Annotated in this window: 17 protein-coding genes and 1 pseudogene; 12 read left to right on the top strand and 6 right to left on the bottom strand. The window is 71.4% G+C overall.

What is annotated here, in order from left to right:
* The first annotated feature begins 103 nt into the window (after positions 1-103).
* Positions 104-439, top strand: a complete 336-nt coding sequence (locus tag ACSMTC_RS08835) for a YnfA family protein (RefSeq protein ID WP_436559101.1) — start codon at positions 104-106, stop codon at positions 437-439.
* Positions 440-480: 41 nt separating this feature from the next.
* Here the strand turns inward: ACSMTC_RS08835 and ACSMTC_RS08830 are convergent, their stop codons facing one another.
* The gene (locus ACSMTC_RS08830; protein WP_436559100.1) at positions 481-1692 is read right to left on the bottom strand and encodes a pyridoxal phosphate-dependent aminotransferase; all 1212 of its coding nucleotides are present in this window, start codon (positions 1690-1692) and stop codon (positions 481-483) included.
* A gap of 102 nt (positions 1693-1794) precedes the next feature.
* Here ACSMTC_RS08830 and ACSMTC_RS08825 point away from each other — a divergent pair.
* The 3 genes and pseudogenes from ACSMTC_RS08825 to ACSMTC_RS08815 form a co-directional block, all read left to right on the top strand.
* Positions 1795-2145: pseudogene (locus ACSMTC_RS08825) on the top strand (winged helix-turn-helix transcriptional regulator); the annotation flags it as partial.
* Between the two features lie 249 nt (positions 2146-2394).
* A complete protein-coding gene (locus ACSMTC_RS08820) occupies positions 2395-2988 on the top strand; it encodes a SigE family RNA polymerase sigma factor (protein ID WP_436559099.1) in 594 nt (197 codons plus the stop codon).
* A complete protein-coding gene (locus tag ACSMTC_RS08815; RefSeq protein ID WP_436559098.1) occupies positions 2988-3770 on the top strand; it encodes a PASTA domain-containing protein in 783 nt (260 codons plus the stop codon). The genes ACSMTC_RS08820 and ACSMTC_RS08815 overlap by 1 nt, the downstream gene beginning before the upstream one ends.
* Before the next feature lie 260 nt (positions 3771-4030).
* Here the strand turns inward: ACSMTC_RS08815 and ACSMTC_RS08810 are convergent, their stop codons facing one another.
* Positions 4031-4876, bottom strand: coding sequence for a GNAT family N-acetyltransferase (locus ACSMTC_RS08810; protein WP_436559097.1), 846 nt, complete (start codon positions 4874-4876; stop codon positions 4031-4033).
* Between the two features lie 401 nt (positions 4877-5277).
* On the opposite strand from ACSMTC_RS08810, the gene ACSMTC_RS08805 reads away from it, so the two are divergent.
* From ACSMTC_RS08805 to ACSMTC_RS08775, 7 genes are all read left to right on the top strand, one after another.
* A complete protein-coding gene (locus ACSMTC_RS08805) occupies positions 5278-6021 on the top strand; it encodes an SGNH/GDSL hydrolase family protein (protein WP_436564630.1) in 744 nt (247 codons plus the stop codon).
* 766 nt (positions 6022-6787) lie between these two features.
* The gene (locus ACSMTC_RS08800; RefSeq protein ID WP_436559096.1) at positions 6788-8200 is read left to right on the top strand and encodes a pyridoxal phosphate-dependent decarboxylase family protein; all 1413 of its coding nucleotides are present in this window, start codon (positions 6788-6790) and stop codon (positions 8198-8200) included.
* A gap of 112 nt (positions 8201-8312) precedes the next feature.
* A complete protein-coding gene (locus ACSMTC_RS08795; RefSeq protein ID WP_436559095.1) occupies positions 8313-9860 on the top strand; it encodes a phenylacetate--CoA ligase family protein in 1548 nt (515 codons plus the stop codon).
* Positions 9861-9902: 42 nt separating this feature from the next.
* On the top strand, positions 9903-10358 hold the full coding sequence (locus tag ACSMTC_RS08790; RefSeq protein ID WP_436559094.1) for a hypothetical protein: 456 nt from the start codon (positions 9903-9905) through the stop codon (positions 10356-10358).
* Between the two features lie 28 nt (positions 10359-10386).
* Positions 10387-11181 (top strand): hypothetical protein, encoded by a 795-nt coding sequence (locus ACSMTC_RS08785; RefSeq protein WP_436559093.1) that lies wholly within the window; start codon positions 10387-10389, stop codon positions 11179-11181.
* Positions 11182-11212: 31 nt separating this feature from the next.
* The gene (locus tag ACSMTC_RS08780) at positions 11213-11641 is read left to right on the top strand and encodes a hypothetical protein (RefSeq protein WP_436559092.1); all 429 of its coding nucleotides are present in this window, start codon (positions 11213-11215) and stop codon (positions 11639-11641) included.
* Positions 11642-11682: 41 nt separating this feature from the next.
* The gene (locus ACSMTC_RS08775; protein WP_436559091.1) at positions 11683-12237 is read left to right on the top strand and encodes a hypothetical protein; all 555 of its coding nucleotides are present in this window, start codon (positions 11683-11685) and stop codon (positions 12235-12237) included.
* Between the two features lie 73 nt (positions 12238-12310).
* Here ACSMTC_RS08775 and ACSMTC_RS08770 read toward each other — a convergent pair whose 3' ends face one another.
* The 4 genes from ACSMTC_RS08770 to ACSMTC_RS08755 form a co-directional block, all read right to left on the bottom strand.
* Positions 12311-14752, bottom strand: coding sequence for an FtsX-like permease family protein (locus tag ACSMTC_RS08770; RefSeq protein WP_436559090.1), 2442 nt, complete (start codon positions 14750-14752; stop codon positions 12311-12313).
* The gene (locus ACSMTC_RS08765; protein WP_436559089.1) at positions 14749-15453 is read right to left on the bottom strand and encodes an ABC transporter ATP-binding protein; all 705 of its coding nucleotides are present in this window, start codon (positions 15451-15453) and stop codon (positions 14749-14751) included. Before ACSMTC_RS08765 ends, ACSMTC_RS08770 begins: the two co-directional genes overlap by 4 nt.
* 11 nt (positions 15454-15464) lie before the next feature.
* Positions 15465-15989: a PadR family transcriptional regulator gene (locus ACSMTC_RS08760; protein ID WP_436559088.1), complete on the bottom strand. Its 525-nt coding sequence runs from the start codon at positions 15987-15989 to the stop codon at positions 15465-15467.
* A gap of 217 nt (positions 15990-16206) precedes the next feature.
* Positions 16207-17484, bottom strand: a complete 1278-nt coding sequence (locus ACSMTC_RS08755) for a glycosyltransferase family 87 protein (protein WP_436559087.1) — start codon at positions 17482-17484, stop codon at positions 16207-16209.
* Positions 17485-17771: 287 nt separating this feature from the next.
* On the opposite strand from ACSMTC_RS08755, the gene ACSMTC_RS08750 reads away from it, so the two are divergent.
* The gene (locus tag ACSMTC_RS08750; protein WP_436564629.1) at positions 17772-20141 is read left to right on the top strand and encodes a Tex family protein; all 2370 of its coding nucleotides are present in this window, start codon (positions 17772-17774) and stop codon (positions 20139-20141) included.
* Positions 20142-20279: the final 138 nt, after the last annotated feature.

Here is a 20279-nt window from a genome sequence, read left to right as displayed (position 1 = left end):
AGGACGGCGCGGGGCCCGTGCTCACCCGAGCACGGGCCCTGCGGCCTCGGTGCCCGAGGCGGTGCGCCGAGGTCCGCCCGCTCACCCCGTAAGCTCGCTGACCATGACCGTCGCACGCTCCGTCCTGCTGTTCGTCCTCGCCGCGATCCTGGAGATCGGGGGTGCGTGGATGGTGTGGCAGGGGGTCCGCGAGCACCGGGGGCTGGCCTGGGTGGGGGCGGGCGTGGTCACCCTCGGGGCGTACGGGTTCGTGGCGACCCTGCAGTCCGACAGCCACTTCGGGCGGGTGCTGGCCGCCTACGGCGGGGTGTTCGTGGCCGGCTCGCTGCTGTGGGGCGTGGTGATGGACGGCTACCGGCCGGACCGGGCGGACGTCATCGGTGCGCTGATCTGCCTGGCCGGTGTCGCCGTCATCATGTACGGCCCGAGGGGGAGCTGAGCCCGGGCGTGGGCCCGGGCGCCGCCTGCCGCCGGTCGGTCCTACTGCCGGTAGGTGGCCAGGAAGCGGCCGATGCGGCTGATGGCGGTCTCCAGGTCGTCGGCCCGGGGGAGGGTGACGAAGCGGAAGTGGTCCGGGCGGGGCCAGTTGAAGCCGCTGCCCTGGACGAGGTGGATCTTCTCGCGGAGCAGCAGGTCGAGGACGAACCGCTCGTCGTCCACGATCCTGTGGACCGCCGGGTCGAGCCTGGCGAAGGCGTAGAGGGCGCCCTTGGGCTTGACGCAGCTGACGCCGGGCAGTTCGTTGAGCGCCCGCCAGGCGACGTCGCGCTGCTCGGTGAGGCGCCCGTTCGGCAGGGTGAGGTCGTGGATGGACTGGTGGCCGCCGAGCGCGGCCTGCACCGCGTACTGGGCCGGGACGTTGGGGCACAGCCGCATCCCGGCGAGCATGGTCAGCCCCTCCAGGTAGTCCCTGGCGTGCTGCTTGGGGCCTGAGACCACCAGCCAGCCGCTGCGGAATCCCGCCACCCGGTAGGCCTTGGAGAGGCCGTTGAAGGTCAGCGTGAGGACGTCGTCGGAGAGCGCGGCCAGGCAGTGGTGCTCGGTGCCGTCGTAGAGGATCTTGTCGTAGATCTCGTCGGCGAAGACCATCAGCCCGTGGCGGCGGGCGAGTTCGAGGATGCCCTCCAGCAGCTCCTTCGAATAGACCGCGCCCGTGGGGTTGTTGGGGTTGATGACCACGATGGCCTTGGTGCGGCTGGTGATCTTGGCGGCGATGTCGTCGAGGTCGGGGTACCAGTCCGCCTCCTCGTCGCACAGGTAGTGCACGGCCTTGCCACCGGCGAACCGCACGACCGCGGTCCAGAGCGGGTAGTCCGGCATCGGGACCAGTACCTCGTCGCCGTCGTCCACCAGCGCCTGCACGCTCATCTGGATCAGCTCGGAGGCGCCGTTGCCGAGGTAGACGTCGTCCACCGTGACGCCCGGGACGCCGCGCTGCTGGTAGTACTGCACCACGGCGCGGCGGGCGGGCAGGATGCCGCGGGCGTCGCTGTAGCCGTGCGCGTTCGGGAGGTTGCGGATGATGTCCTGGAGGATCTCCTCCGGCGCCTCGAAGCCGAACGGGGCCGGGTTGCCGGTGTTCAGGCGCAGGACCGTGTGCCCGGCCTCCTCCAGCGCGTTGGCCTGGTCGACCACCGGGCCGCGGATCTCGTAGCACACGTCCTTCAGCTTGCTGGACTGCCGAAACTCCATCAGTGGTCTCCCGAGGCGTCCGTCACCGCACGGTCAGTCTGGTCACTTTGTTCTACCAAGTATCTACTTGGAAAGTCCAACCTCTTGGCTATGCTGATCCGCATGCCACGCCGAAGCTACGACCAGTACTGTGCCGTCGCCCGGGCCCTGGACACGGTGGGGGAGCGCTGGAGCCTCCTGATCGTCCGTGAACTCCTCGGCGGCCCACGCCGCTACACCGACCTGCACGCGGACCTGCCGGGTGTCTCCACCGACATCCTGGCCGCGCGCCTCAAGCAGCTGGAGGGCGACGGGCTGGCGGTCCGCCGCAAGCTGGAACGCCCCGCGAGCGGGACGGTCTACCAGCTGACCGAACGCGGACTCGCGCTCCGTCAGGTCATCGACGCCCTCGGCGTATGGGGCCTCGACGCCCTCGGCGAGCCCCGGCCCACCGACGCCGTCCGCGAGCACTGGGTGACGGGAGGTTAGGCCCGGCTCCACCTGGTGTCCGCACGGCCACACGGCCACACACCCCGACGCCCCCACCGGCCCCGACGGTTCCGGTGGGGGCGTCGGGCTTTCCACCTCGGGGCCGCCTCCCGCCGCGCCGGCCACAGTGATGCGCGTCACTTCGGCCGGGCCGGTGCAGCAGGGCGCGGTGGGCGGCCGTCATGGGTGCGGGAACGTCAAGGAGGAGAGCATGAGTGCATCGGCGGACGCCTGGTGAGGATTGGCAGGCGCGGCAGGGACAGCGGCAGGGACAGCGGCAGGGACGGCGGACGGGTCGACTTCGCCGAGTTCGTCCAGCAGCGCTCCGCGGCACTGTTCCGGACCGCCTACGTCCTGACCGGAAGCCGGGAGACCGCGGAGGACCTGCTGCAGGAGGCGCTGGAGAAGGCGTGCCGGCACTGGGGCAAGGTCGCCGTGGCGGACTCGCCGGAGGCCTATGTGCGCCGGATCGTGGTGAACCTGGCCAACGACCGATGGCGCAGGCTCCGCCGGTCCGGTGAGCGCTCGGATCTCGCGGACCACGCGGATCCCCGCGACCCGTACCGGCTGGTGGACCTCCGCGACGAACTGGTACAGGCGCTCCACGCCCTGCCGATCGGGATGCGCACCGTCGTGGTGCTGCACTTCCTGCACGACATGGGCGATCAGGAGATCGCCGAGGTCCTCCGGATCTCGCCGTCCGCCGTGCGCTCGCAACTCGCCCGCGGGTTGGCCAAACTGCGTACCTCGGTACCCCGGTCCGAACCGCCTCCGCGCGCACCGGACGACGAACGGCCCTTTTCCCTGCCCCAGTTCGAAGGTGCGTGATGACCTCGTTCCCGCCCGACGGCCACCTCGGCCGCCAAGGCTCCACCCAGGACCACGACTTCAGAGAGGCACTGATCCAGGCCATGGACAACTTCGCGCACGACGCGCACCCTCCCACGTTCGACGGCACCGCCATCCTGCGCCGCACCCGCCGTCGGCGCGGGCTGCTCGCCGTCGCCGGGTCGGCGGTCGCCGTCGTCCTGGCGGCGGGTACCGCCTTCGCCCTGAACGGCTCCGGCGAGCCTCCCGCCCGGCAGAGCGCCGCGGCTTCCGCCGGCACCGCGACACCCACCCCCGTGGCCTCCGGTACGCCGACGGCCTGTGACACGCCCGTCCCGGTGCCCGCGGGAACGTCGCCGTGCGGCACGCCCGTCCCGGTGCCCTCCGGCACGCCGACGGCCTGTGACACGCCCGCCCCGGTGCCCGCGGGAACGCCGCCGTGCGGCACGCCCGTTCCGGTGCCCTCCGTTGCGCCGACGGCCGGTGGCGGGCCGGCCCCGGTGCCCTCCGGCACGCCGGCGGCGGTCGCTACGCCCTCTCCCGGCGTCGACACCAGGCCGGGGCCGGGTAAGGCCTCCGTCACCGTTCCGACGGTGCTCGGCAAGTCCCAGGCTCAGGCCCAGGAACTCCTCACGGAGGCCGGACTGAGGATCGCTCACATCCAGAACTTCACCGACTGGAAGATCCCGGCCGGTGCCGTGATCAGCGTGGAGCCCGCAGCCGGCGCCGTCGTCGCCCCCGGCACCGCCGTCGTCCTCTTCGTCTCCAAGGGCAAGCCCTGACACCGGGCAAGCCCTGACACCGGGCAAGCCCTGACACGGGGCAAGGCCTGACACCGGGCAAGCCCTGACACCGGGCAAGCCCTGACACCGGGCAAGCCCTGACACCACCGCCCCCGGAACCGGCCGACCCATGAGGCCGGGGCGGGATCGAACGCGGGCCCGCTCCTTCTGGGGCGGGCCCGCGTGTTCGACCGGGCGGCGCACGGCGACCCGGTCGCCGTGCGCCGCCGCGGGGCCTTTGGTCCCCGGTGGGGCGGGGGTCAGGAGGGTTCGGCGATCAGGGCGGTGCCGACCGGGCGGAAGCCGACACGGGCGTAGATCCGGGCGACGTCCTCGTCCCCGGCGGACAGGAAGACGGTACGGACGCCGCCCGCGAGGGCGTCGGCCACCAGGGCGGCGGTGACCGCGCGGGCGAGCCCTTGGCGGCGCGCGGCGGGCAGGGTGCCGACACCGACCACCTCGCTGACCTCCCCGACCGGCTGGTGCATGCCCGAGCACAGTGTGACGCCGTCCGCGATCGCGATCGCGACCCGGGTCAGGCCCGCGCGCATCCGGCCGGCGATGCGCTCGACGGAACCGTCCCGGGCCGCGACCAGGGCCGCGTCGGCCAGTTCGGCCGGGCCCGCGGCACCGAGCCGGGTACCGGGTTCGGCGAAGGCCAGCCGTCCGATCGCCAGGGCGGCGGCCAGGGCCGGGTCGTCGGCGTCCAGCAGGCGCACGGTGACACCGGCGCGAGGCCCGGTCGGCGGGACCGGTGCCTCCGGGGCGAGCACCATCAGCGGATGCGCGTGCACACTCAGCCCGGAGGCCTCGGCGGCGGCGCGCAGCGAGGGCGTGGTCTCGGCGACCCACTCGAAGGCCTCCGGCGCGCCCAGCTCCCGCTGCCGGGCCCTGACCCGCTGCACGTCCGCGACCGTCACCGCGGTGGCGGCGCCGAGCGCGGGCCTGGCGTAGAACGGCCAGCCCTCGCCTTCGCGGACGAACAGCGAGAGCGGACCGAAGTCCTCGACCCGGGCGCTGCTCCTCGGCACGCTGTCGTAGTAACGCTCAAGAATGTCCAGGACGGGCGCTGACGGCCGGGTATCGGTTGGAGTCACGCAGTGCATCAAAGCAGCGAGTGCGGGGGCTGTCACCGGTTTATCCCGGCCCGGACTCGCGCGGACCCGGTTCCGCGCCGCCCTGCCGCGCATTCCCCGCACTCCCGTGACCCCCCTCGCCGCGAATTTCCCCCCGAGCGCCGACCCGCGCCCCCGGCCGCCGACCCGCGCCCCCGACGGCCGGCCCGCCCCCACCCGACCTGCCGGGACGCCGTCCGGGCCCGCCATGGCCAGGGCCGGGGGCTCCGTGACCGGGCGGTACGTGCTACGCGTACGATCCTGTACCGATGAACGAGAGCACCGCCGCCACCGCCCCGGCCCCCCAGGGCAGTTGTCCCGCTCGGACGCCCGTGCCCGGGCGCACCGGGTACGCCTCCTACGTCGCCGTCGGGGACTCCTTCACCGAGGGGATGTGCGACGAGCTGCTGCCCGACGGCCAGTTCCGGGGGTGGGCCGACCGGGTCGCCGCCGCGCTGGCCGCCGAGCGGCCGGGGGAGGAGTTCCGCTACGCCAACCTCGCCGTGCGCGGCAAGCTCATCGGCCAGATCCACGCGGAGCAGGTGGACCGGGCCGCCGCGATGAACGCCCAACTGGTCACCCTCGCAGGCGGGTTGAACGACGTGCTGCGGCCCGGCTGCGACGTCGCCGAGGTCAGGCGGCTGCTCGGGCTGGCAGCCACCACTCTGCTGGCCGGCGACGGCACCGGACCCGGCTCGACCGTGGTGATGTTCACCAGCACCGATCCGACCCGCCGGCTGGCCGGAAGCGTCCGGCTGCTCCCGGCGATCCTGGAGATGAAGGCGTTCGTCGAGGGACTGGCCGGGCAGCACCCCGAGGTCCTGGTGGTGGACCTCTTCTCGGCGCCCTGCTTCGACGACCGCCGACTGTGGGCGGAGGACCGGCTGCACCTCTCCCCGGAGGGGCACCGCCGGGTCGCGGCCGCCGTGCTGGAGGCACTCGGCCGCCCGGCGGGCTTCGACTGGCGCGCGCCGCTGCCTCCCGCCGCCCCGCGCGGCCGGGCCGAACGGCTCCACTCCGACCTGCGCTGGCTGCGGGTCCACCTCGGCCCGTGGATCGGCCGCCGCCTCACCGGCCGCTCCTCCGGCGACCACCGGCCGCCCAAGCGCGCCGAACTCCTGCCCTACGAGGGCTGATCCGGCGGTTCGGCCGGCCCGGAGCGGGCTCGTCGCCGAATCGCCGGCCAGGGCGGCCCGCCCCGCCGGCGGCGCCCATGCCCGGCTCGTCGTGCCCATCGAACGCGGTCGGCCTGCCCCGGGGCGGCGGATGTGGCGGCCGTAGGGGCCCCTGGGGAGAAGCGGACGCGGGGCGATTCAACATTTCTGATGCCCAACTTCCGCATGGGGCTGGTGTTGTGACGTCTCATCAGATCATTTGTGCGCCCGGCCCGGACACTGTCCAAGCCGGGCGTTCTGCTGCGGTAGCGGTCCCTCCACTTGGCCTGCCGCTGGCGTTCTGTTCGAATCGCTGCAGGCATGTACGAATTTGATGTTCGAAATGTGAGTCGGCGACTACCTGCTCTGACCAGGAAATATCTGGAACCGTCTAGTACTGGAGTGCTGACGGGGCGGCGCGCAATCGAAAGTCAGCAACGAGTGCAGATTCACCCGTTGGAGTTACCCAGCTGGACACGAACGGCTCCGGAACGAGAGAGTCCATCACGTCGTCCTGAAATATGTACGTCAGGACATACGGCACATGTCCAGCACATGTCCTTGGGGGGTTCCTATGGTGGAATCGCGGTCGAAGAACCAGATCATTGAGCAGCAGGGCGGGCCTGGGTCGCTTTTCGGCGTCCAGAAACCGAGGCCGCTGCTCCCGTCCACCGGTAAGGAGCCACGGGGCGGGCTACTGGTCGACGCATTCGACCCCGAGCTGTTCCGGGAGAATTCCGAAACAGCGGTGAGCCGGCTGGAGAGCCATCTGGCCGATTTCTCGATCAGGGGACTCGACCTGATCGACCCGGAAGTCCTGACGCAGGCCGCAAGGGCCCTGATGACCACGGAGCGCGAGAACATCGCGGCCTTCGACGAGAAGCGTCTGACCGAGATCATCGACCTGTACGTCAGGACCGGCATCCAGGTGCACTCGCCCGGCTACATGGGGCGGCAGTTCTCGGGCGTGGTCCCGCTGGCCGGTGTCATCGACTTCGTGAGCTCGGTGGTCAACCAGCCGTCGTCGTTCTACGAGGCGGGGCAGCTGCCCAGCGTGGCCGAGCGGCTCATGGCCGAGGAGCTCAACCGGTTCATCGGGTGGGAAGCGGAGAGCTTCGCCATGGTGACCACCTCCGGCGGGTCGCTCGCCAACCTGACCGCGCTGCTGGCGGCCAGGAACAAGATGTTCCCCGACTTCTGGTCGGGCGGCAGTCCGGTGTCCGACGGCCAGCCCCGCCCGGCCGTCGCGGTCGGCGCCGATGTGCACTACAGCATCTCGCGGGCCGCCGGGATCCTGGGGATCGGCGAGGCGCAGATCGTCCGCCTGCCGCTCAACGAGGCCCAGCAGATCGCGATCGACCAGGTCGGGCCCACTCTGGAGGAGGCCGAGCGGCGCGGTCTCAAGGTGTTCTGCCTGGTCGCCTCGGCCGGCACCACCTCGGTCGGCGCCTTCGACCCGCTCGACGAGCTCGGCGACCTGGCCCGCGAGAAGGGCATCTGGCTGCACGTCGACGGTGCGCACGGGGCCAGCCTGCTGGTCTCGGACCGCCTCCGCGGGAAGCTGAAGGGCATCGAGAAGGCCGACTCGCTGGCCTGGGACGCACACAAGATGATGTTCGTTCCCGCGCCGTGCACCCTGCTGTTCTACCGGAACGGCCAGGACAGCCTCGGGGCCTTCCAGCAGCGCGCCAGCTACGTCTTCGACGAGGAGCCGGACCGCTACACCGAGCTGGACAGCGGCGGGGTGAACTTCGAGTGCACCAAGCGCCCGATGATCATGCCGCTCTGGACGCTCTGGTCGGTCTACGGCCGGGCCCTGTTCGCCGAGAAGATCGAGTATCTCTGCGACCTCACGGAGGAGATCCACCGGATCGTCCTCGACGAGCCCGACTTCGAATCGGTGCACCAGCCGGAGGCCAACATCATGTGCTTCCGCTACCGTCCCGCCGATATCAGGGACGAGGACGTGCACCGCGTCCAGGTGGCGATCCGGAACCGGATCAAGATCCAGGGCAATTTCTTCATCTCCAAGGTGAACATCGACGGCGTCGCCGCGCTGCGCGTGGTGATGATGAACCACGAGATCACCGCCGAACACTTCCGGATGCTGCTGGGCGAGATCAGGCGGATCGGCCGCGACCTGCTCGACGGCGGCAAGTGAGCCACGGATTTCCGCAGCCGGTCCGCCCGGCGAATTCGTGACGAATCCAGGCGGCGAATTCAAGCGAAGTCAAGCGAATTCAAGGATGAGCAGGGAAATGACAATGAGTGCAGTGAGTGCTGCCCAGGCACGGCCGGCTCCGGGGGGAATCGACGAGCTGGCGGGCTGGCTGATCCCCGAATGGGAGCTGAAGCCGGACTCCGTCGACGCGGTCACGAAGCTCCCCTCGTTCCTCAGCAAGCTCCAGGAGTGCGAGCGGGTCTGCCAGGCGCCGTACAGCGAGGTCTCGCACGAGGTCCAGGACGCCCTGGTGCTGCGCCGGCTCCAGCAGATGGTCAACACGGTGCTGCTCAACCCGCTGTGGCGCAGCCGCCTTTCGGGCGCCGGGATCAGCAGCGCGCCGGAGACGTACGAGGACTGGCAGCGGATCCCGCTGTCCGACAAGGACACCCAGCGCGACTTCTTCATGGACTCGCGTCCGGGCATGGTGGTGCCGCTGGAGCGCGGCGGGTTCGAGATCGTGGCCAGCGGCGGCACCAGCAGCGGGCGCCCGCTGGAGACGGTGTACCCGCTGAGCGAGCTGCGGGACACCTACGAGGTGGCCGGCCGCTTCATGGGCACCTACCAGCTGAGCGACTACCTGACCGGCAGCGACCCCAAGTGGCTGTACACCACGCTGGCCGACTACCAGATGTGGAGCAGCGGCACCATGGTGGGCGGGGTGCTCGCCCATGTGCCCGGGGTCAACTACATCGGTGCCGGTCCGGTCACCGCCCCGGTGCTAGAGCACATGTTCTCCTACCCGGGCCCGAAGGCGCTGATGGGGATCACCGCGGGTATCGCGATCCTCAGCGAGCTCGGTGCGGGCATGAGCCAGCAGGCCAAGGAGAGCTTCCGGGTCGCGCTGTACGGGAGCGGGGTGCTGCCGCAGCGCAAGCGGGCCGAGCTCAAGGCGATGTACCCGAACCTGTCGATCCTCAGCTACTTCGCCGCCACCCAGGCGGAGACCATCGGGCTGCAGCTGCGGGAGGACTCGCCGTTCCTGACGTCCGTCCCCGGGCTGCACCTGGTCGAGATCGTGGACAAGGAGGGCCGCTGGGTCGCCGAGGGCGAGGAGGGCGAGCTGGTCGTCACCCGCCTGCACGGGCACGAGGCTCCGCTGCTGCGGCTCAAGCTGGGCGACCGGATGATCCGCCGGCCGAGGCTGGACGGGCCGGGGCTGAAGGCCCAGCAGTTCGAGTTCGCGGGCCGCACCGGGGACATCCTGCACCTGAACGACAGCCAGTACTCGGCCGCGCGCGCCTACGACGCGGTGCGCGAGGACCTGAAGAAGGCCGGGGCGCTGGACCTGGACGTGGCGGCCCACGAGGTCCAGTTCGTGAACCACCGCGAGAGCAAGACCATCACGCTGATCGCCTCGGTCGACGACGTCCCCGGTCTGACGTACCGGATGGACACCGCGCTCGGTCCGTACGGGGTGCAGCACGTGTTCGTCAACGCGCTGCCCCGCTCGCTCTCGCTGTTCAACCAGGGCGAGGCGAACCCCGCCTCGATCGAGAAGACCGGCTACCGGTTCCAGATCAAGTTCGTACACCGCTCGTCCGCCGAGATCGAGCGGACCGAGGTCGGCAAGGTCCCGCTGGTGCGGGACCGGGGCTAGCGACAGCGGCTCCGGGAACCACGTTTGAGGAATGGAGTGAGTGTGAAGCCGCAAGTGAACATCGCCGTCGTCGTGGACGTCATCGGGGCGCTCTCCGACAAGACGCTGCTCAACGGCAACCTCTGCCTGATCGATGACGGTGCGTTCGACAGCACCGGCCAGGGGTCCGCCGAGCTGTGCACCATCGTGACGCCGGGCCAGGTGGTCCAGTGGTCCGCCCTGGCGGTGGACCTGCAGACACCGGTCGAGATCAAGAACATCACCTTCCTCGGAGCGGGCGAGGCGGCGAGCGCGACCGAGTACGCGCCCGAGGGCGAGGACGCCGCCCCGGCCGGCCGTCAGGCGGAGGGCGGGAAGCTGGACCTCCACGTCTGGTCCGGCGTGGTGCCCTACTTCATGACCCCCGGAGTGCCGTACCGGTACCGGCTCGAACTGCAGATGTACGAGGGCGAGCACAGCGTGCTGTACATCGACTCGCCCGCGCTGATGTGCCTGTAAGCGGAACACCGACAAGGAGGGTGGGCTCATGGCCCAACAGCTAGCGATCATCGTGCTCGTGGACGTCGGCAACGCGCTGGAGTCCCGGACGCTGGACGGCAACACGTACCTGTTCGACAACATGAAGCTGCAGGGCTCCCTGAACCAGGGCAGCGGCGAACTGGTGACCGCGGTCAACGGCGCCTACTGGAACGACGGTTCGCAGGCCGGTGAGCAGGTGCTCAACTGGCTGCCGTACAGCCTGGGTTCGATTCCGCCGACGGTGCCGCGCGGCTACCACACCACCCGGTCGCGGCAGGCCGAGTCGGAGGCGCTGGCCGAGCTGGCGGCGCTGGCGGGCAAGCCGTCGGTCAACGGCGACACCGACGCCGCGCTCGCCAAGATCCACAAGACCGTCGGCACCCGGGTCAGGACCACCGGGCGCACCCGCGCGCACTCCGGGCAGCGGGTCCTGGACGTCACCGGCCAGGTGGTCTCCGACCACAGCCAGGGTGCGCACAGCTACCCGGCCCCGGTCATCACCGACATCTTCGGCGAGGCGGTGGACGAGAAGATCATCTACCCGGCCGAGTACGGTTCCCCCGACCTGGTCACCGACGGCTGGTACTGGTCCGCGACGGTCGACACCTCCCGGCCGGGCACGTACACCTACAAGATGCGGATCCAGCTCCACGACCTGGTCCAGCGGGCCGGCGAGTGGACCTGGGAGCCGGTCAACTTCACCTGCGAGTCCAAGCTCCGGATCGTCTCGGAGCCCAAGCGGAACGCGTTCACCGGTGCCGGTATGGGCTACCTGCCCATCGCCCCGGCCGCGTTCGCCTAAGCCCGAGATCCAGCAAGGACGAGGAGGAGAGATGACCACCAAGCCAAGGCAGAAGACCACACCGAAGCGCCCGATCTCGATCACCGCCGTGGTGGACTGCGTCGGGATGCTGGCGGCCCAGAGCACCAACGGCCACCTGTACCTGTACGACACCAACCGGGCCGGCGGGTCGGCCGGGTTCGGCACCGAGGAGCTGCGGACCAAGGTCAAGGCCGGCGACCAGCTGCTCTGGAACGTGCTGGCGCTCGAGTGCGAGGCCTTCGTCGCGATCGACGGCATCGTGATCGACCCGGAGGTGTGCGAGCCGGTCCGGAAGGTCTACCCGGGCACCGACGTCGCGTACTGGATCGGGACGGTGAAGAAGGACGAGGTGTCCCACGTCCCGTACCAGATCAAGTTCAGGCTGGGCACGCAGACCGAGCCGATCACCACCACGCTGTCGCCCGCCCTGGTCGGCTAGCACACCGGACAGCCCCGAGCGGCGCGCTCGAAGGAGGAACCTTGACAACCAGTACGCGCAACACCGAGGCGGAGAAGCAGAACCCCGGCCAGCTGAACTCGGTACAGCTCAACATCGTCACCTTCGTGAACATGGAACGGGCGGCGGCGACGGGCTCGCTGAGCAACGCGATGTACATGATGGACAACAGCGTCGGCGGCTCGGGTCAGGGGACCCGGCAGCTGGAGACGGTCTGCAAGCAGGGCCAGGTGATCAACTGGATCATCCGCCCGATCGACATGGAGCGGCGGCTGGACGGCACCTGGCCTCCGATGCCCAAGATCAACAACATCGTGGTCCTCGACACCGAGCTGGGTGACGAGGAGGACGTCGCGGAGCGGAAGCTCTTCACCGAGCTCAAGATCTACGGGATGCCCGACCGCATGCGCTCCCCGCTGACCCCGGTCTACTACTACTGGGCCGGCACCGTGCTGAGCACCGCCAAGCCCGGCCTGTACCGGTACCGCCTGGTGGTCGAGCTGGAGCAGGAGGGCACCAAGGAGAAGCTGTACCTCAACACGGTCGACCACCCGGCGCTCCGGGTGATCTCGGTCTGACACCCGGGAACGGGATGAGCGCGGTGCCCCTGACCAGGACGGTCAGGGGCACCGCGCTCGCCGGCCGGACGCGTCACTCCGTACGCAGGCCCTCGGCGCGCATCATCCGCCACAGGGACGGCAGGCTGGCCGCCGTGACCAGCAGCACCACCGCGGCGCCGATCGCGCCGAGACCGAGAACCGTGCCCCAGTCGGGGTGCACCGGGTGGTCGACCATGGACAGCAGGGCCGCGCCCAGGCCGATCCCGGTGAGGATCGACAGCGCGATGCCGAGTGCCACGGGCACGGCCGTCTGCCAGAACACCGAGGCGCAGAGCGTGCCGCGCCGGGTGCCGAAGGCGATCAGCACCGCCAGCAGCCTGCGCCGCTCGCGCAGTTGCTCGACCGTACCGACCAGCATGCTCGCGCCGATCAGCAGCAGGGTGACCGTGACCCCGGCGAACAGCGCGCGCTTGACCGCGGCGAAACGGCGGTTCACGTCGACCGACTGGAACAGGAACACGGTGCCGGCCGGGTCCACGGCGGCGACGGAGTTGCGCAGGTGCTCGTAGGCGTCCGGGTTGCTCTCGTCCACCTTGACGTAGCCGGTGATCCTGGCCCGGAGCTGCGGCAGGTCCTTGGCGGCGGCGGGCGTGAGCAGGAACCTGCTGCCCTGTCCGAGTACCGGGTTCACCTCGTGCGGAGCGACCGTGCGGAACGAGGCCGGCAGGGTCCAGTTCGGACGGGCCGCACGCATCTTGAAGTCGAAGTCGTAGCCCGCCTCGACCTGCTGGCCCGGCTTGAACTCGGACGCCTCGGTGGACTGCCCGTCGCCGCGTTCCAGCGAGAAGGCATCGCCGTCGCGGCAGTCACCGACCTCGCCGAGGTTCTGCAGCACCTCGCACGAGCCGACGGCGAGCGGCATCAGCGCGGGCGGCTGGCCGGCCCCGCCACCGGTGGCGATGGTGAGGTCCAGCAGGGAGTTCGAGCCGGTGACTCCCGGGGTGGCACGCAGCCGCTGGTCGAGCTCGGAGGCGAGGATCCGGCCCTGGCCGGCCGGGACCATCACGAGGGCCTGGGCCTTGCTCAGATCGCGGCCGGTGCTCCGCTCGAAGTCGCCGTCGACGCCGCTGAACAGCATCTGCAGGGCGATCGCCCCGGCCGCCGCGACGGCGATACCGCTGACCACCCTGGCCGAGGTGCCGCTGTCCAGCTGGAGCCGGCGGATCGCCAGCTGCCAGGCCACCGGTCCGCCGCTCAGCCGGGCCACCACGGACTCGATCAGCCACGGCAGCAGCGCGGCGACGCCGACCAGGATCAGCACCGCGCCACCGGCCACCTGGTACTCGTTGAAGCCCTGTCGGGCGCCCGCGCCGCCGAACAGCGGGGTCAGCAGGGCGACGCCGGCCACCGGAAGCACCAGCCGCCACCAGAGGCGCCGGCGCGGCGCCTGGGCCTGCCGGAACACGCCGAGCGGCTCCACCACCACGCCGCGCATGGCGAGCAGGGTGACCGCGATGGCGGCCGCCGGGACGGCCAGCACGGTGAGCGCGCCCAGCAGCGGGCTCGGCCGGAGGTCCGACGGGAACAGGCTGAGGTCGAACAGCGAGACGTAGCGCACCAGTTGGCGGCCGAACAGGAACATCACCGCACCGGCCAGTACGCCGATCAGCGCCCCGAAGGCGGCCTCCCCGGCGGCGATCCGGCGGGTCATCCGGGTGTCGGAGCCGACCAGCCGCAGGGCCGCCAGCCGGCGGTCGCGGCTCTCACCGCCGAAGCGGACGGCCGCGGCCACGAACACGGCGACCGGCAGCAGCATCACCACGAAGCCGATGATCACCAGCAGGACCAGCATCGGACTCATCGCTTCGGTCGGGGGCCGGTCCCCGAAGGAGCTGATCCGGTAGCCCACCCCGGCCACGGGGTCGAGCCGGTCGGTGCCCGCGTAGAAGTAGTTCTCGGACGGGCCGGCCAGTCCCGCGTCGCCGATGGTGCCGATGATCCGCTGCGGGTAGCGTTCGCGCAGCAGCTCGTTGCCCTCCAGCAGCTTGCGCAGCGCGGGCGAGACGACCATCTCGCCGGGCTTCGGCATGGCGGTGAGGCCCGGCGGCAGCGGAGCCTTGGGGCCGTCGGGCTGGAGCAGCCGGCCGGAGATGTCCTCGCCGCGGAACTTGCCGTAGACGGTGTCGACCGCCATGGTGTCCGCGGCGGGCTTGTCCGCCGCGACCCGGCCGGCGTCGAGCCGGGCGTAGTCGCGGTTGTGGCGCTCCTGGAGGGCGCTGGGGATCGCGGTCGCGGCCAGCAGCAGAGCGACGCCGAGACCGACGCCGAAGGCGGTCATCGCGGTGCGCAGCCAGCCCTGGCGGCCGCCGCTCAGCGCCAGCCGGGCGCCGAACAGCAGGTCGGCGGCCCAGGCCCGGAGCGGGCTGCGGGCCGGTATCGGGGTGCGGGCGGAAGCCCGCTCGCGGCCGGCGGTGGCGCCGGTACCTCCGGCCGGACCGGGGCCGCGGGTCGGGTCGGGAGCGGTCGAGTTCATCCGATCCGCTCCACGTTGAGTGCCCGGCCGTCCCGGACGACCACCTCGCGGTCCGAGTAGGCGGCGACCCGGGCCTCGTGCGTCACCAGCACCACGGCCGCACCGGACTCCTTGGCGGCGGCGGTGAACAGCTGCATCACCCGCTCGCCGTTGAGCGAGTCCAGGGCGCCGGTCGGCTCGTCGGCGAAGATCACCCTGGGGCCGGTGACCAGCGAGCGCGCGACCGCCACCCGCTGGCCCTGCCCGCCGGAGACCTCGCCGGGACGCTTGCGGCCGAGGGAGTCGACCTCCAGCCGGGCCATCCACTCGGCGGCCCGGCGCTCGGCCTCGGCACGCCGTACCCCGGCCAGCCGCAGCGGCAGGGCGACGTTCTCCAGGCAGCTCAACTCCGGTACCAGCTGGCCGAACTGGAAGACGAAGCCGAACTCGCTGCGGCGCAGCGCACTGCGCTCGGTGTCGCTCATCCCGGTCAGCAGCCGCCCGTCGTAGGAGACCTCGCCGGAGTCCGGCGGGACGATCCCGGCCAGGCAGTGCAGCATGGTGGACTTGCCGGACCCGGACGGGCCCATCACGGCGACCACCTCGCCGGCCCAGACGTGCATCTCGGCGCCGGCCAGGGCCTTGGTGGGCCCGAAGGACTTGTGCAGGTCGACGGCGGAGAGCAGCGGCGGGGGCGTGGACAGGTCGGACGTTGCGTTCATCGGCGTGCCGTTCATCGGCGGACCTCCGCGGCGAGCTGGTCGAGCCGCGCGGCGGTGAGCTCCAGCCAGCGCAGGTCGGCCTCCAGGTGGAACAGGGCGTGGTCGCAGACCAGTTGGTCGGCGAGGTCGCCGCCGACCTTGCGGCGGGTGAGTTCGCGCATCAGGCGCAGGTGCTCGGCGCGCTGGACGTCCAGGACCTCCGCGGCCGGGCGGCCGGTGAGCAGGGCGAGCACGACCTTGGTGTAGAGGGTGCTCTGCAGGTACGGCTCCGGCCTCTCGGGGCGGCCGAGCCACTCGGCCATGTCGGTCACCCCGGCGTCGGTGATGGCGTACCGCTTGCGCTCGGGGCCCTCGCCCGGCTCGACGCCTTCGACCTCGACCAGCCCGTTCTTCAGCAGCCGCGAGAGCGTCGCGTACACCTGCCCGTACGCGAGCGGGCGGCCCTGGCCGAAGCGCTGGTCGTATGCCCGTTTGAGGTCGTAGCCGTGTCTGGGCCCGGCTTCCAGGAGCCCGAGAAATGCCTGTCCGATTGCCATGGCATGACCATACACCAGGTGTATACACGCGGTGTATACACCTGGTGCAGAGCGCGGACGGAGATGCGGTGGTGTACGAACGGGGCGGGGCCGTCCCGGGTCGAAGCCGAAGAAGAGAGCCCGGAACTCCCCGGTGAGTACCGGGGGGGCCGGGCTCGGGTGGCGGAGGGGGTCGCACGGAGGTGTCCGCGCGGCCCCCGCTGCCCCGGGGTCCTGGTCAGGCGACCCGGATCGGGCCGCGCCGGCGCAGCTGGGGTACCAGCTGGCGGGCGGCGGCCGGGGAGACGGTGGCGCGCCAGAGACGGGCGGCGGACCAGAGCGAGGCGGCCAGCAGCAGCCCGTTGCGCACCACGATCACCAGGGTGCCCTTCCAGCCGCCGCTGATCAGCGCGTCGAAGAAGAGCGGATAGTCGACGGTGGTGACCGCCGTCGCGAGCAGGAGCAGCAGGGTGACCGGCCGCTGGCTGGAGCCGCGTACGGTGAGGCAGACCGCCGAGAGCCCGATCAGCCAGATCAGGTACTGCGGGCTGATCACCCGGCTGGTCACGGTGAACAGCAGCACCGCCGTGAGCGCCGCGTCGTACGGGGTGGCGGCGCTCCACTGCTGCGCCCGGAAGCGCCAGAGCAGCAGCCAGCCGAAGGCGAGCGCGGTGAGCAGCAGCGAGAGCCGGGCGACGGAGTGGACGTAGGGGCCGAGGAACTCCAGCGAGCCGTAGTGCTGGTCGACGTCACCGGGCCAGCCGAGCACCCTGGCCACCTGGAGCGCGCTTCCGCCCAGTGACTCGATCTCCACGCCGCGCCCCTTCTGGGCGGTGAGGAAGTCGAAGGCCCCGTGGAAGAGGACGGCCATCACCAGCAGCAGCGCGGCGGCCGAGGCGCACATCGCCGACCAGGCCTGCCGGGTACCGCGGCCGCGCGGTGCGCCGAACACCACCAGGGCGGGCCAGACCTTCACCATGGCGGCGATCCCGGCGAGCACCCCGCCCATCCTCGGGCGGCTGGGCAGCAGCAGCAGCGCGGCCATCGCCAGCGCGGTCACCGGAAGGTCGTAGCGGCCGTAGGGCAGGCCGAGCATCAGCGGCAGCGCCATCGCCCACATCCACGCCCCGGCGGTCGAACGGCCGCGGTGCACACCGCCGTTGCGGCGCAGCGAGACCCGGACCAGGGCGGCCTGGGTGATCGCGTCGGTGGCGAGCATCAGCAGGGCGAAGGCCTGGAGGTAGGTCAGGAAGGGGAGCAGCCCGGGGGCGAGCATCGCCAGGGCGGCGCCGGGCGGGTACTGCCAGGTGACGTCGCCGACCGGGAAGGTGCCGGTCTCAAGGATCTGGAACCAGCCGTGGTAGGTCCGGTGGACCTCGACGGCCTGTTCGGCCTTGCCCGACTTGAGCATCCCGATCATGACCATCCGGCTGGCGAGCCAGTAGCCCGCCAGGGCGAGCGCCTCCCGCGGCCAGGTGGCCGGTCTGGTCCAGCGGAACGGGCCCGCCTGGGGCATGCCCCACTGAGTGACCGGTGTCGGGGCCTGAGCCACCATCGCCTCCACGAGAAGGTGCCGTGTGATCTATCTCATATCAGAACGGTCGGTTCGGGTGATCACCGCCCGGTTGCGTGTCACCGACCGTCAGCACAACGCGCCACGCCGCTCCGAGGACACGCCCGCACCCCCTTCGGGCGGGGTACCTGCCAGAATGCAGGGCGAACCGCAGGACGCCCGCACCGTGTGAGGAGCCCGGTGCGGAACGCTCAACTCTGAACCAGGAGAAGGTGGCCGACTTCGTGACCATGCCAGTCGAACGCAAGATCGCCGAAGAACTGGGCGTCCGCGAAGGGCAGGTGAAGGCGGCCGTCGAACTGCTCGACGGCGGTGCCACCGTCCCCTTCGTCGCCCGCTACCGCAAGGAAGCCACCGGTTCGCTCGACGACGCCCAGCTGCGCACCCTGGAGGAGCGGCTGCGCTACCTGCGCGAGTTGGAGGAGCGGCGCACCGCCGTCCTGGACTCCATCGAGGCCCAGGGCAAGCTGGACGACACCCTGCGCGCGCAGATCCTCGCCGCCGACTCCAAGGCGCGCCTCGAGGACATCTACCTCCCGTACAAGCCCAAGCGGCGCACCAAGGCGCAGATCGCCCGTGAGGCCGGCCTCGAACCGCTCGCCGACACCCTGCTCGCCGACCCCGGCCAGGACCCCCAGGAGCTGGCCGCCGGCTACCTCAACGACTCGGTCGCCGACCGGGCCGCCGCGCTGGACGGCGCCCGCGCCATCCTGGTCGAGCGCTTCGGCGAGGACGCCGACCTGGTCGGGTCCCTGCGCGAGCGGATGTGGACCCGTGGCCGGCTGGTCGCCGGCGTCCGCGAGGGCAAGGAGAACGAAGGCGCCAAGTTCGCCGACTACTTCGACTTCGCCGAGCCCTACACCAAGCTCCCCTCGCACCGCATCCTGGCCATGCTGCGCGGTGAGAAGGAGGAGATCCTCGACCTCGAACTCTCGCCCCTGGACGGCTCGGAGAGCACCGACCTGCCCGGCGAGAGCGACTACGAGCAGCGGATCGCCGCCCGCTTCGGCATCGCGGACCGGGGCCGCCCCGCCGACAAGTGGCTCACCGACACCGTGCGGTGGGCCTGGCGCACCCGCATCCTGGTCCGGCTCGGCATCGACCTGCGCACCCGGCTGCGCCAGGAGGCCGAGGACGAGGCGGTCCGGGTCTTCGCCGCCAACCTGCGCGACCTGCTGCTCGCCGCCCCCGCCGGCACCCGCGCCACCATGGGCCTGGACCCCGGTTTCCGCACCGGCGTCAAGGTCGCCGTGGTGGACGCCACCGGAAAGGTCGTGGCGCACAGCACCATCTACCCGCACCAGCCCGCCAACAAGTGGGACGCGGCCCTGGCCACCCTCGCCGAGCTGGCGAAGAGGCACTCGGTGGACCTGGTCGCGATCGGCAACGGCACCGCCTCCCGGGAGACCGACAAGCTCGCCGACGACCTGATCAAGCGCCACCCGGAGCTGAAGCTCACCAAGGCGATGGTCTCCGAGGCCGGCGCCTCGGTGTACTCCGCCTCCGCGTACGCCTCCCAGGAACTGCCCGAGCTGGACGTCTCCATCCGGGGCGCGGTCTCCATCGCCCGCAGGCTCCAGGACCCGCTGGCCGAACTGGTCAAGATCGACCCCAAGTCGATCGGCGTCGGCCAGTACCAGCACGACCTCAGCGAGGTGAAGCTCTCCCGTTCGCTGGACGCCGTGGTCGAGGACTGCGTCAACGCCGTCGGCGTGGACGTCAACACCGCCTCCGCCCCGCTGCTCACCCGGGTCTCGGGCGTCACCGCCACCCTCGCCGACAACATCGTCGCCCACCGCGACGCCAACGGCCCGTTCCGCACCCGCAAGGCGCTCAAGGACGTGGCCCGGCTCGGCCCCAAGGCCTTCGAGCAGTGCGCGGGCTTCCTCCGCATCCCCGGCGGCGACGACCCGCTGGACGCCTCCAGCGTGCACCCCGAGGCGTACCCCGTGGTCCGCCGCATCCTGGCCGGCACCGGCGGCGAACTGCGCGAACTGATCGGCAACAGCGAGAGGCTGCGGGCGTTGCGCCCGGGCGACTTCGCCGACGAGACCTTCGGCGTGCCGACCGTCACCGACATCCTCGCCGAGCTGGACAAGCCGGGCCGCGACCCGCGCCCGGCCTTCCGCACCGCCGTCTTCAAGGAGGGCGTCGACAAGATCGGCGACCTGGAGGTCGGCATGGTGCTGGAGGGCGTGGTCACCAACGTCGCCCAGTTCGGCGCCTTCGTGGACGTGGGCGTGCACCAGGACGGCCTGGTCCACGTCTCGGCGCTGTCGCGGAACTTCGTCAAGGACCCGCGCGAGGTGGTCAAGCCCGGCGACATCGTCCGGGTGCGGGTCACCTCGGTGGACGTCCCGCGCAAGCGGATCGGCCTCACCCTCCGGCTGGACGACGAGGTGCGCCAGGGCACCGGCGGCGGGGAGGGGCGCCGCGAGCGCGACCGCGGCCCGCGCCCGCCGCGCCAGGAGCGGCGCGGCGACGGCGACCGTCGTGGCGGTGACCGCCGCGGCGGGGGACCGGCCCCGCTCGCCAACAGTGCGATGGCCGACGCCCTCCGCCGGGCCGGCCTGGCCGGCGGCGACTCCGGCCGGCGCTGACCTGACCGGCGGCAGTACCGCCGCCGTGCCGCTGTCCCCCCGGCCCTCGGGTCGGGGGGACCCTGCGTTCTCCCCAAAGGTCCTGTGCGGCAGGGGATTTGGACCGGATTCGGTCGGAGAAGGGCCGGCGCGGTGATC

The sequence above is a fragment of the Kitasatospora sp. HPM-01-4 genome (assembly GCF_051374625.1).
Classification (GTDB): Bacteria; Actinomycetota; Actinomycetes; order Streptomycetales; family Streptomycetaceae; genus Kitasatospora.
The sequence above is the reverse complement of the archived record's forward strand: the minus strand, read 5'-3'. Positions and strand labels throughout refer to the sequence as shown.

What these genes read in the sequence shown, in the direction of transcription:
- ACSMTC_RS08805 (WP_436564630.1), top strand. Translation starts at nt 5,278, where the DNA reads ATGTGCGACGAGCTGCTGCCCGACGGCCAGTTCCGGGGGTGGGCCGAC.
- ACSMTC_RS08760 (WP_436559088.1), bottom strand. Translation starts at nt 15,989, where the DNA reads ATGGCAATCGGACAGGCATTTCTCGGGCTCCTGGAAGCCGGGCCCAGA.
- ACSMTC_RS08815 (WP_436559098.1), top strand. Translation starts at nt 2,988, where the DNA reads ATGACCTCGTTCCCGCCCGACGGCCACCTCGGCCGCCAAGGCTCCACC.
- ACSMTC_RS08770 (WP_436559090.1), bottom strand. Translation starts at nt 14,752, where the DNA reads ATGAACTCGACCGCTCCCGACCCGACCCGCGGCCCCGGTCCGGCCGGA.
- ACSMTC_RS08835 (WP_436559101.1), top strand. Translation starts at nt 104, where the DNA reads ATGACCGTCGCACGCTCCGTCCTGCTGTTCGTCCTCGCCGCGATCCTG.
- ACSMTC_RS08780 (WP_436559092.1), top strand. Translation starts at nt 11,213, where the DNA reads ATGACCACCAAGCCAAGGCAGAAGACCACACCGAAGCGCCCGATCTCG.
- ACSMTC_RS08830 (WP_436559100.1), bottom strand. Translation starts at nt 1,692, where the DNA reads ATGGAGTTTCGGCAGTCCAGCAAGCTGAAGGACGTGTGCTACGAGATC.
- ACSMTC_RS08755 (WP_436559087.1), bottom strand. Translation starts at nt 17,484, where the DNA reads ATGCCCCAGGCGGGCCCGTTCCGCTGGACCAGACCGGCCACCTGGCCG.
- ACSMTC_RS08765 (WP_436559089.1), bottom strand. Translation starts at nt 15,453, where the DNA reads ATGAACGCAACGTCCGACCTGTCCACGCCCCCGCCGCTGCTCTCCGCC.
- ACSMTC_RS08785 (WP_436559093.1), top strand. Translation starts at nt 10,387, where the DNA reads ATGGCCCAACAGCTAGCGATCATCGTGCTCGTGGACGTCGGCAACGCG.
- ACSMTC_RS08750 (WP_436564629.1), top strand. Translation starts at nt 17,772, where the DNA reads ATGCCAGTCGAACGCAAGATCGCCGAAGAACTGGGCGTCCGCGAAGGG.
- ACSMTC_RS08810 (WP_436559097.1), bottom strand. Translation starts at nt 4,876, where the DNA reads ATGCACTGCGTGACTCCAACCGATACCCGGCCGTCAGCGCCCGTCCTG.